General features: G+C 49.0%; 13 protein-coding genes and 4 tRNA genes. 15 read left to right on the top strand and 2 right to left on the bottom strand.

The window, feature by feature from the left end; translation table 11 throughout:
- Positions 1–66: 66 nt before the first annotated feature.
- The 15 genes from EDM55_RS27395 to EDM55_RS27325 all read left to right on the top strand — a co-directional run bounded on the left by EDM55_RS27395 (position 67) and on the right by EDM55_RS27325 (position 8,978).
- A tRNA-Asp gene (locus EDM55_RS27395) sits at positions 67–143 on the top strand.
- A gap of 184 nt (positions 144–327) precedes the next feature.
- Positions 328–403: transfer RNA gene (locus EDM55_RS27390), tRNA-Phe, on the top strand.
- A gap of 5 nt (positions 404–408) precedes the next feature.
- A tRNA-Lys gene (locus tag EDM55_RS27385) sits at positions 409–484 on the top strand.
- A 39-nt stretch (positions 485–523) separates the two neighbouring features.
- A tRNA-Gly gene (locus EDM55_RS27380) sits at positions 524–599 on the top strand.
- 148 nt (positions 600–747) lie between these two features.
- Positions 748–2,391, top strand: a complete 1,644-nt coding sequence (locus tag EDM55_RS27375) for a tetratricopeptide repeat protein (RefSeq protein ID WP_122961857.1) — start codon at positions 748–750, stop codon at positions 2,389–2,391.
- 79 nt (positions 2,392–2,470) lie between these two features.
- Positions 2,471–3,430 carry a thioredoxin-disulfide reductase gene (gene trxB / locus EDM55_RS27370; protein WP_122961856.1) on the top strand — a complete coding sequence of 320 codons (960 nt, stop codon included), beginning with the start codon at positions 2,471–2,473 and terminating at the stop codon, positions 3,428–3,430.
- Between the two features lie 223 nt (positions 3,431–3,653).
- Positions 3,654–4,535, top strand: a complete 882-nt coding sequence (rapZ, locus tag EDM55_RS27365; RefSeq protein WP_092275362.1) for an RNase adapter RapZ — start codon at positions 3,654–3,656, stop codon at positions 4,533–4,535.
- An 87-nt stretch (positions 4,536–4,622) separates the two neighbouring features.
- On the top strand, positions 4,623–5,633 hold the full coding sequence (gene mgfK, locus EDM55_RS27360) for a gluconeogenesis morphogenetic factor MgfK (protein WP_092275359.1): 1,011 nt from the start codon (positions 4,623–4,625) through the stop codon (positions 5,631–5,633).
- Between the two features lie 6 nt (positions 5,634–5,639).
- Positions 5,640–6,587: a DNA-binding protein WhiA gene (gene whiA / locus EDM55_RS27355; RefSeq protein ID WP_092275356.1), complete on the top strand. Its 948-nt coding sequence runs from the start codon at positions 5,640–5,642 to the stop codon at positions 6,585–6,587.
- 49 nt (positions 6,588–6,636) lie between these two features.
- On the top strand, positions 6,637–6,894 hold the full coding sequence (locus tag EDM55_RS27350) for an HPr family phosphocarrier protein (protein WP_055745544.1): 258 nt from the start codon (positions 6,637–6,639) through the stop codon (positions 6,892–6,894).
- Between the two features lie 134 nt (positions 6,895–7,028).
- Positions 7,029–7,214, top strand: coding sequence for a hypothetical protein (locus tag EDM55_RS27345; RefSeq protein ID WP_092275353.1), 186 nt, complete (start codon positions 7,029–7,031; stop codon positions 7,212–7,214).
- 33 nt (positions 7,215–7,247) lie between these two features.
- Positions 7,248–7,436 carry an H-type small acid-soluble spore protein gene (locus EDM55_RS27340; protein ID WP_092275350.1) on the top strand — a complete coding sequence of 63 codons (189 nt, stop codon included), beginning with the start codon at positions 7,248–7,250 and terminating at the stop codon, positions 7,434–7,436.
- A 144-nt stretch (positions 7,437–7,580) separates the two neighbouring features.
- Entirely contained in the window at positions 7,581–7,907 is a 327-nt protein-coding gene (locus EDM55_RS27335) for an antibiotic biosynthesis monooxygenase (protein WP_092275347.1), read from the top strand.
- A complete protein-coding gene (locus tag EDM55_RS27330; protein ID WP_092275343.1) occupies positions 7,904–8,650 on the top strand; it encodes a metallophosphoesterase family protein in 747 nt (248 codons plus the stop codon). Before EDM55_RS27335 ends, EDM55_RS27330 begins: the two co-directional genes overlap by 4 nt.
- 85 nt (positions 8,651–8,735) lie before the next feature.
- Entirely contained in the window at positions 8,736–8,978 is a 243-nt protein-coding gene (locus EDM55_RS27325) for an IS3 family transposase (protein ID WP_258957893.1), read from the top strand.
- A gap of 70 nt (positions 8,979–9,048) precedes the next feature.
- Here EDM55_RS27325 and clpP read toward each other — a convergent pair whose 3' ends face one another.
- Together clpP and EDM55_RS27315 are read right to left on the bottom strand one after the other, a co-directional pair.
- Positions 9,049–9,645, bottom strand: a complete 597-nt coding sequence (clpP, locus tag EDM55_RS27320) for an ATP-dependent Clp endopeptidase proteolytic subunit ClpP (protein ID WP_174769314.1) — start codon at positions 9,643–9,645, stop codon at positions 9,049–9,051.
- Positions 9,646–9,782: 137 nt separating this feature from the next.
- On the bottom strand, positions 9,783–9,998 hold the full coding sequence (locus EDM55_RS27315; protein ID WP_092275337.1) for a hypothetical protein: 216 nt from the start codon (positions 9,996–9,998) through the stop codon (positions 9,783–9,785).
- Positions 9,999–10,045: the final 47 nt, after the last annotated feature.

The raw sequence follows: 10,045 nt of genomic DNA, 5'->3' as shown, positions 1-10,045 counted from the left end.
CACACATCTTAGCAAACATGCGTATTCAGTTTTGAAGGAATGACAGTAGTCAATATCCTTTTCCACGGAGCTGTGGTGAAGTTGGAGTTCACGCCGGTCTGTCACACCGGAGGTCGCGGGTTCGAGTCCCGTCAGCTCCGCCATTTCTAAAGTAGTTGCGGGCCTCTCACCCGTAAACGGGTTCACCCAAGAAGGTGAACGGAGAGGAATACACGGGTACTGCAGATCTGGCTTGCCTTAGTCGTTTAATCGACGTAGTGGCGCCAGTTGAAGCGAGTCCCGTCAGCTCCGCCATTTCTAAATGGCATAAAAACGGAATATAAGTATGGCTCGGTAGCTCAGTCGGTAGAGCAGAGGACTGAAAATCCTCGTGTCGGCGGTTCGATTCCGTCCCGAGCCACCATGTACGAGCCATTAGCTCAGTTGGTAGAGCATCTGACTTTTAATCAGAGGGTCGAAGGTTCGAGTCCTTCATGGCTCACCAGTTTTTACCTTAAATTGAATAAAGAAAATGTTACCACATGCGGACGTAGCTCAATTGGTAGAGCGTCGCCTTGCCAAGGCGAAGGTCGAGGGTTCGAGACCCTTCGTCCGCTCCATTCTTGTCTGTAAACACCACTGGCTCCATAGCAAGTGGTGTTTTCCTGCTTTTAGGCACAAAAACACTTACAAGACGAGTCAGCTTGTAGGGCGCGAGCGCATCTGGTACGATACTTGGAGTGCTTCTCCTACGATGTTGGAGGTTCTATGAAACATAACAAGAGTATTTTGAAGAAAACAACCGTCGTTGACTTTAAGCAAGATGCCGCTTTTTTTGTGGATCGTGGCACGCGCTTTTTAAATCGGTATGACTATGAAAAAGCATTGCGTTCCTTTCGCCGAGCGATTGAGCTTGAGCCTGCCAACGCTGAGTGCCATTGCCATCTGGCCAGCGCACTCGCTGAGACAGGACAGTTTGAAGCCTCAAATGATGTTCTCTATGAGGTAATAGAAAAATGGGATACGTCCATGTCGGAAGTATACTTCTACATGGCTAACAACTACGCCAATCTGGAAGATTATCAGATGGCGGAAGAAATGGCGGTTCGCTACCTCCAGGAGGATGGCAACGGACCATACCGTGAGGATGCAGAGGACCTTTTAGACTACATCTATTTTGAGCTCGATATGCCGCCGCGTCATTTTCAACCGAGCGAGAACGAAGACGTCTACAGCAAGCACGAGCGTGCACGTCGCAGTCTGGAAGAAGGCCGCTTTTTGGAAGCACTGGACACCTTAAAAGAAATCGTGGATAATGACCCGTCCTTTCTCCCAGCCTGGAACAATTTGTCGCTCGCCTATTATTACGCAGGCGATTTTCAGCAGTCCATGAAGACGATCGAAAAGACATTGGAAATGGAGCAAGGCAACCTCCATGCCCTGTGCAATTTGGCGGTGCTGCTTTCCCATCACAATCATACGACCGAATTGATTGCGCTGATGGACATGCTGAAAAAGGTTGTGCCCTTCCATCCGGAAAACACGTATAAGCTGGCAACTACCATGGGGGTTCTCGGACAGCACGAAGAGGCGTACTTCCACTACCAGCGCATCCTGAAGGCAGGCCGTCCACATGAAGCGTGTACGTATCATTACGCTGCGATCTCTGCCTATTTGAGCGGACGAAAAGACCAAGCGCTGCGCTGGTGGCAAAAAGCAAAGCAAATGGATCCGGAAGCCGGTGTCGCAGATCAATACATTCAGATGGTAAAAAGCGAGCAAGAAGGGGAAACTATAAAACCGATCCCGTATCAATACAACCCGACACAGCGGGAAGTCTCGTGGGAGCAAGCCACGTTTAACGGCGTTGAAGATTTCAAGACCGATCCCATGATTCGCGCTTCGCTGCTGTGGGCGCTGCAGCATGGCAGAGATGAAGTGAAGTTTGCCGTACTGCAGACATTGTCAATGATTGGTGATGACGAAGCGGAAACAGCGGTTCGCCAGTTTTACCACTCGACCGACAACGAGCAGCTTCAGAAGCTGGCTCTGCTGGCTTTGGCAGATATGGGAGCTGCAATGCCACAGGATGCTCCAAACCCAGTAGAAAAGGCAGATGCAAGCCTACAGGATGTGGAGAGTGTAGAAGAGGGAATTCGCCTCTACTTGTTCGAGGAAGGTCAGGAAGCTGCCGGGAATTGGTGCCTCCAGTTCTGGGCGGAGCATCAGAAGTACGCAGTCAATCATGTACAAGTGCGGAAATCAATCGCATGGGTCGCTGCATTAGAATATGTATACGGAGCGGTGAGTCATCAGAAGAAATCGCAAGCCTATCTTGCTGAAAAGTACGGGGTTTCTATTTCTACGGTAGCGAAGTGCGTCAAAGTGTTGTCGAAGCTTGATTTTAAATAGATTCTTACATTATAATAAGTATAAATAAGAAACAAGAAATGAGCAAAGACAAACCTGCTTGACGAAGGAGGCATCCTATATGAGTGACCAAAAAATTTATGATGTAATTATAGCCGGTGCTGGCCCTGCCGGTATGACGGCTGCTGTATACACTTCTCGCGCGAATATGAGCACCCTGATGCTGGAGCGCGGTATCCCTGGTGGCCAAATGGCGAACACAGAAGAGATCGAGAACTACCCAGGCTTCTCCTCTATTCTCGGTCCGGATCTTTCGACCAAAATGTTCGAGCACGCCCAACAGTTCGGTGCGGAATACGCATACGGAGAAATCAAGGAAATCGGTGACGAAGCACCGTACAAACGGGTTGTTACTGGAGATAAAGAATACTTGGCTAAATCCGTAATCATCGCGACAGGTGCTGAGCATCGTCTGTTGGGTGCTCCGGGTGAAAAAGAGCTGTCTGGCCGCGGCGTATCGTATTGCGCAGTGTGTGACGGCGCTTTCTTCCGCAACAAAGAGCTGGTTGTTGTAGGGGGCGGTGACTCTGCAGTTGAAGAAGCGGTGTTCCTGACTCGCTTTGCTACCAAAGTGACCATTATTCACCGACGTGACCAATTCCGTGCGCAAAAGATCTTGCAAAAACGCGCGTTCGAAAATGAAAAAATCGAAGTCATCTGGGATACACAGGTGAAAGAAATTCGTGGAGAAGGCAAAGTGCAATCCGTTTTGCTGGAAAACTTGAAAACAGGTGAGCAAAGTGAATTCGCTACGGATGGCGTATTCATTTATGTAGGGATGGATCCACTGACGGAAAGCGTACGTCCGCTGGGAATTACAAACGATGCTGGCTACGTCTTGACCGATGAAAAAATGAACACCAAAGTAAAAGGTGTATTTGCAGCAGGGGACGTTCGTGAAAAATTGCTGCGCCAAGTTGTGACAGCTACAGGCGACGGTTCCATTGCCGCTCAATCGGCTCAACACTACGTGGAAGAACTGAATGAAGCATTAAAGGAACAAAATGTCACAATCTCTTAACCTGGTTGTAACATAGGTGAAATAATTGGGAGTTATGATTAAGTCAATGAATTGACCCCCTTATCTATATAAACAATTGTTGCGTGGCTGGTACTCAGTCGCGCATCTTTTTTGTCTATAAGGGCTTGTTCCCTTGTTGGGAAAAGCGGGGAAACTCCCAAAAAGGTGCGAATGGGCCGGTCAATATGGTATGCTATTGTCAGAATCGTAGGAGGCGAGTTGCGTGACAGAATTGGGAAACGATAAGGCCATAAATCTGCTGATCATTACGGGAATGTCAGGTGCAGGAAAAACGGTTGCGGTACAAAGCTTGGAGGACCTGGGCTACTTTTGCGTAGACAACCTACCGCCAGTACTGATTCCTAAATTCGCTGAACTGGTCAAACAGTCCGGTGGAAGTATTGAGCGGGTTGCGTTGGTAATCGATTTGCGTGGGCGGGAGTTCTTTGAGAGCTTGTCAGTCACGATCGAAAGCCTGAACCAGATGAGCGGACTTTCGTACCATATTCTCTACCTCGATGCGAGTGATACCACGCTGGTGTCCAGATACAAGGAAACACGTCGTCGCCACCCGTTGTCGCCAAACGGTTCGCCATTGGAAGGAATTCATGCTGAACGACGCCTGCTGCAGGAAATGAAGGGCTGGGCGCATCAGATTATTGATACAAGTCAAATGAAACCTGCCCAGCTGCGGGAAAAAATCATTAACCAATACGGTCAGCAAGGTTCACCGCTTACGATCAACGTACTCTCGTTCGGGTTTAAATACGGCACACCGATCGATGCCGACTTGATGTTTGATGTGCGGTTTTTACCGAACCCGCACTATGTAGAAGACCTTCGTCCTAAAACCGGTTGTGATCCGGAAGTGGCGGAATACGTGATGAAGCACAAAGAAACACAAGAGTTTATCGAGAAGCTGGTCGACTTTTTGTCCTACACACTGCCGCATTATCAGCGCGAAGGAAAAAGTCAGCTGGTGATTGGGATTGGCTGTACGGGAGGGAAGCACCGTTCCGTAGCGATTGCGGAGCATCTGGGTGAGACCTTTGGCAAAGATTTTACCGTACGGGTTAGTCATCGAGACATGGAAAAGAACAAGTGAGCATAGGATGGCAGGAAGATAAAGGGGATCGTTCCCGTTAAAAGCCAGGCCATGTGTTTGTGTGCAATAGGGATAATGAGGTGACATATGCCTACTAAGGGAATGGGGAGGCTGCAGGCAAGGCAGTTGCGTCTTGTCGTAATCGGCGGAGGTACGGGTCTGTCCGTTTTGTTACGAGGGCTGAAGCACGAGCCTGTGCATATAACTGCAATTGTGACAGTAGCCGATGATGGGGGAAGCTCTGGTCGATTGCGCGAGGAAATGGATATGCTCCCGCCAGGAGATATTCGAAACGTTTTGACGGCTCTAGCTGATACGGAACCATTGATGGAAAAAGTGATGCAGTATCGTTTTTCCGCAGGCACGGGTTTAGCAGGGCATAATTTGGGAAATCTATTACTTGCAGCGATGAACGAGATTACGGGAGACTTCGTTACAGCTGTGAAAACATTGAGCGGAGTTCTGGCGGTTCGAGGGGATGTTTTACCCGCGTCGACACAGTCGATTCGTCTCGTCGCGGAAATGACAGACGGGTCGTACGTGGTAGGAGAGTCGCAGATTCCACTGACTGGAAAGGAAATCAAACGAGTCTTTCTCGACCCGGAGGATGCAGTTCCCCTGGCAGATGCTCTGTCAGCGATCGCTGAAGCAGATGCGATCCTGATTGGGCCGGGAAGCTTGTACACGAGTATCCTGCCCAATTTGCTGGTTCGAGGATTGTTTGACGCTATCAAAAGCTCGACGGCTCCGAAGATTTACATCTGCAACGTGATGACACAGCCTGGGGAGACGGATGGGTTTACCGCTTCCAAGCACGTCAACGTCATGTATGAGCACGTCGATGGACCATTTTTAGATACGATTATTGTTAATTCAGCAGAGCTGCCAGCCTATGTATTGGAAAAGTATGCGGAAAAGGGAGCAGCTCCTGTCCCATGTGATCTGAAAAAGCTGCGACAGCTAGGGCTACAGGTCGTCGCCAAGCCGCTGGTCACATTTGAGGACGGCTATCTGCGACACGATGCACTGGCAGTAAGTAAACAAGTGGTTGCACTCGTCAAGCGCAGGCGAAAGGTGCTGAAGATAGAGAAGGAGTGAGGGTCAATGTCATTCGCCGCGCAGACCAAAAAAGAATTAACGATGCAGGAGGGTGCTGACTGTTGCAGCAAAGCGGAGCTGTCTGCCTTGATTCGCATGAACGGCAGCCTTCAGTTCGGCGCAGGACGGTTCGTACTCGATGTCACAACGGAAAACGCGGCGATTGCGAGACGGATTTACACCTTGATCAAAAGGCTGTTCCAGATTCACGCCGAGCTATTAGTCCGGAAAAAAATGCGCTTGAAGAAGAACAATGTGTACATCGTAAGGATACCCAATAAGGCGAACGAAATTTTGCAGGATTTGGGCATCATGGATTCGAGCCTCTCGTTTCTCTCGGGTGTGGCGCCAGATATTGTGAAGAAATCATGCTGCCGCGCAGCGTATTTGCGCGGCGCTTTTCTGGCAGGGGGTTCGGTCAATCACCCGGAGGCGTCCAGCTATCATTTGGAGATTTTTACGGCCTATCAGGATTTTTGTGAGGCATTGACCAAGATCGCCAATCGGTATAAACTAAATGCCAAGTGCATCGAGCGGAAAAAAGGGTATGTTCTCTACATTAAAGAAGGCGAAAAGATTACGGAGTTCTTGAGTTTGATTGGAGCTCACCAGGCACTTCTCTATTTCGAGGACGTACGAATCGTCAAGGATATGCGCAACTCGGTGAATCGCTTGCATAACTGCGAGATAGCCAATATTAACAAGACGGTCAATGCAGCGACGCAGCAACTGGAGAATATTCAGCTCATCGATCAGGAAATGGGCTTGGAGAATTTGCCAAAACGCCTGCGAGAGGTAGCGGAGCTGAGGATGGCTCATCCCGATATTAATTTAAAGGAATTGGGTGAGATGCTGCCTAGCGGAGTTGTCAGCAAATCGGGAGTCAATCACCGCCTGCGAAAAATTAACGAAATCGCTGACAAATTACGAGAAAAACAAAATATTTCGATGTAGATGCATGATATACTAAAGGATAATAGTCTCTAGAGAAGGAGGTCCATTCATGGTTCAACAGCAGGTAGTGGTCCAATTGAAAACCGGTTTGCAGGCACGCCCGGCAGCCTTTTTTGTGCAGGAGGCCAACCGTTTTGCTTCGGAAGTGTTCGTAGAAAAGGAAAATAAGAAAGTGAACGCGAAAAGCATCATGGGTATCATGAGCCTCGCGATCAGTTCGGGTACGGAAATCACCATTTTGGCAGAAGGGCCGGATGCCTCCCAGGCAGTAACGAGTCTTGCCAAGCTAGTAAGCAAAGAAGAATAGTAGTAGAGCAGAGGACACTTTCCACTTGGGAGGTGTCTTTTTTTGGATGGAGCGGATTTAGCGGTTTTTGCGTCATTTTTTGCCTCGTTGGGACATGCTAATCCATGTGAAAAACTCAACGAGGGGGAACGAAAATGACCAATCGCGATACGTGCCAAGACAGCTGCAATGAAGGCCGCGACTCCTATGACATGGATATTGACCGCATGATTAACGAAGGCTTGGGTGGAGGGCTAGTCACCGATCAGAATGGATTGATCGAGGAGACGAGTGTCGACACAATGACCGGTGCTACTGCAGCCAAGCAAGCGCTAGAATAACTACGGGGAAGTCATGATCAGGAGGGAAGCAGAATGGATTTGACACGTGCGCAGGAGATTGTCCACTCCAACGAAAAAATCGTGGTACACTACAAGGGAGATTCCGTATGGATTGACGAGCTGGACGAGTCAACGCAAACGGCTCGCATCCATACCGAACGAAATCCTGCCAGCAGCTTGAGAGTTCAGGTAGGTCAGCTGGAGGAAAAACGGGATCAGTGACCATTATACAAACCGGGCGTTCAGTGGAGAAAAAATCCAATGCGCTCGGTTTTTTTCGCTTCTATCAGCTTGCCAGTGATTTGACAATGAAAATTCTTGTCAAATATACTTTTAAGTAAGGAGATACATAGGGAGGGGATTTGCATGTTTGTACAGGTTCGCAAAACGGTTGAAACAGAAGGGAATGCCGATAAAGTAGTCGCTCGATTCAGTGGTGAGGGACTAGTCGAGAAACAGGAAGGCTTCATTGATTCAACCGTTCCCGTAAAAAAGGTCAGTCGTGGAGACGAAGAGGTCATGGTGATTGTCCGCTGGGAGTCAGAGGCTCACTGGAAGCAATGGGAGAAGAGTGACGCTCATATCGCTGGACACAAAGCGAATCTCGGAAAGCCGAAGCCTGAATATATTGTAAGTTCGGAAGCTGCTCTCTATGAAGTGAAGTCTGTGAAAAAGGCGGCAAGCGAATCATGACCGCAAAAGGGATTGCGATCCTCTCAGACGTGCATAGCAACGTATTTGCTCTGGATGCAGTGCTGGCTGATCTGGATAAGAGAGAGATTGACATGATCGTAAACCTGGGAGATGTGCTATTTGGTCCGATATGTCCTCTGGAGACGGCGGAGAGACTCATGGCCAAGAAGAATGTCATTTCTATCATGGGAAATTGCGATCGGATTTTGTTGGAGGAGCAAAGCGAGTCTTTGACGTTTCAGCAGGTGAAGCCATTGCTTACCGATGCGCACCTGGAATGGATCCGTACGTTTCGGAAGACTTGGGTCTACGAAGACATCTTCTTTTGCCACGGAACGCCTTTTTCAGATGATACGTATCTGCTGGAGGAGGTCACGGAAAACGGAGCAGCCAACAGAGAGCTTCAAGCGGTTGCGGAGCAGCTCAAGCACCTCGAGCAACGCGTCATTGTCTGTGGGCATACGCATCTGCCAAAGAGCGTGCAGCTGCCAGATGGCAAGCTTGTCATGAATCCGGGCAGTGTCGGTTTTCCCGCCTATTACGAGGAAGAGCCGCATCCACACGCGATGGAGTCCTTGTCGCCACATGCGAAATACGCGATATTGTGGCGAACCACGCATGGCTGGAGGGCGGAGCAAATCATGGTTCCCTATGATTGGGAGCAGGCAAGCCGAATTGCAGAAGAAAAGGGCAGACCGGATTACAGCTACGCCATACGTACGGGATACGCCTACATACCGTAACCCATAAGAAAAACACCCAGCCACTTAAAGTGCACCCCTTCACAGCGATCAGGGTTTCCAGTACACGTCCTACGATTACCACGACATGCTGCCAAAGGTTGGCGCCCAAATCAGCATGTCTCGCCGAGGCAATTGTTATGACAATGCCTCAATGGAGAGCTTCTTCTCGCATCTCAAGACAGAAGCGCACTATCCATATGATATTCGATCTGTTGAGGAAGCACATAGGCGAATTGAGGAATACATCCATTTTTACAATAACAGCCGACCACAAAGAAAGTTAAACAAGCTGACCCCGGTACAGTACCGGAGCCAGCTTGTTGGGTAGGGCTTTTCTTAGCTGTCTATGATTTGGGGTCTTGACCAACTCGGGGCGGGTGTTTTTTCATTCCGAAAGCTTATTTTTTCGAAGAAGGCTCGGAAGTGATCACTTTATCGATCAGTCCGTATTCAACCGCATCAGCAGCACTGAGGAAGTTGTCGCGATCTGTATCCTTCTGAATGCGCTCCAGAGGCTGGCCGGTACGCTCAGCAAGGATTTGATTCAAGTGGTCACGCATTTTCAAAATACGTTTTGCAGCGATTTCGATGTCGCTCGCTTGACCTTGCGCGCCACCCAAAGGTTGGTGGATCATCACTTCACTGTTCGGAAGCGCAAAACGTTTGCCTTTTTCACCGGCTGCCAGCAAGAAGGCACCCATCGAAGCTGCCATACCGATACAAATCGTGGAGACAGCAGGCTTGATGAAGTTCATCGTATCGTAAATGGCCATACCGGCTGTAATGGAACCGCCAGGGCTATTGATGTACAGAGAAATATCTTTGTCTGGATCTTCTGCCTGAAGGAACAACAACTGGGCCACCACAATGTTCGCTACCGTATCGTTAATGGGGGTTCCCAGAAAGATGATGCGGTCCTTGAGCAGGCGGGAATAAATATCATAAGCACGTTCACCGCGGTTGGTCTGTTCAATGACAGTAGGGATCAAATTCATGTGCATCTAGTCTTCCTCCTCTCTTTGTAAGAATATCATACACAAAAGGTCAATGAAGGTCAAACACTTAACTGCAAGCCCTCATTACCATGTTTGCCAACTTGCCTACCCTTAAACCTATTGAGCAAAGAAAACATTTATTCTTCGTCTTCTACCTCGCTTAATTCCACTGCAAGACGCAGCTTCGCCGTCATCTTTTTCCCGTGAATGATCGTGTATTCGTCAATTTGTTTGGCCTGCAGCTGGTTGATGGCCTCCGCCAGGGACTGCTCGTCCTGATAGGGCTGGATGGTCAGCAGGCATTCTTCGTCGCTTGCTTCCTGGAAGATCAAGAAATAACGCTCTTCTGCCATAAGTACCTCACGTTTATAAGTTACCCACAGTTTTATCCACAGCTTGT

This window comes from Brevibacillus centrosporus, assembly GCF_003710815.1.
GTDB classification, from domain to species: Bacteria; Bacillota; Bacilli; order Brevibacillales; family Brevibacillaceae; genus Brevibacillus; species Brevibacillus centrosporus.
Note: the sequence above shows the minus strand (reverse complement) of the source record. Positions and strands in the feature narration are given on the sequence as shown.

Coding starts and splice junctions, on each gene's coding strand:
- EDM55_RS27375 (WP_122961857.1), top strand. CDS start 748: ATGAAACATAACAAGAGTATTTTGAAGAAAACAACCGTCGTTGACTTT.
- trxB (WP_122961856.1), top strand. CDS start 2,471: ATGAGTGACCAAAAAATTTATGATGTAATTATAGCCGGTGCTGGCCCT.
- mgfK (WP_092275359.1), top strand. CDS start 4,623: ATGCCTACTAAGGGAATGGGGAGGCTGCAGGCAAGGCAGTTGCGTCTT.
- whiA (WP_092275356.1), top strand. CDS start 5,640: ATGTCATTCGCCGCGCAGACCAAAAAAGAATTAACGATGCAGGAGGGT.
- EDM55_RS27350 (WP_055745544.1), top strand. CDS start 6,637: ATGGTTCAACAGCAGGTAGTGGTCCAATTGAAAACCGGTTTGCAGGCA.
- EDM55_RS27345 (WP_092275353.1), top strand. CDS start 7,029: ATGACCAATCGCGATACGTGCCAAGACAGCTGCAATGAAGGCCGCGAC.
- EDM55_RS27340 (WP_092275350.1), top strand. CDS start 7,248: ATGGATTTGACACGTGCGCAGGAGATTGTCCACTCCAACGAAAAAATC.
- EDM55_RS27335 (WP_092275347.1), top strand. CDS start 7,581: ATGTTTGTACAGGTTCGCAAAACGGTTGAAACAGAAGGGAATGCCGAT.
- EDM55_RS27330 (WP_092275343.1), top strand. CDS start 7,904: ATGACCGCAAAAGGGATTGCGATCCTCTCAGACGTGCATAGCAACGTA.
- EDM55_RS27325 (WP_258957893.1), top strand. CDS start 8,736: ATGCTGCCAAAGGTTGGCGCCCAAATCAGCATGTCTCGCCGAGGCAAT.
- clpP (WP_174769314.1), bottom strand. CDS start 9,645: ATGAATTTGATCCCTACTGTCATTGAACAGACCAACCGCGGTGAACGT.
- EDM55_RS27315 (WP_092275337.1), bottom strand. CDS start 9,998: ATGGCAGAAGAGCGTTATTTCTTGATCTTCCAGGAAGCAAGCGACGAA.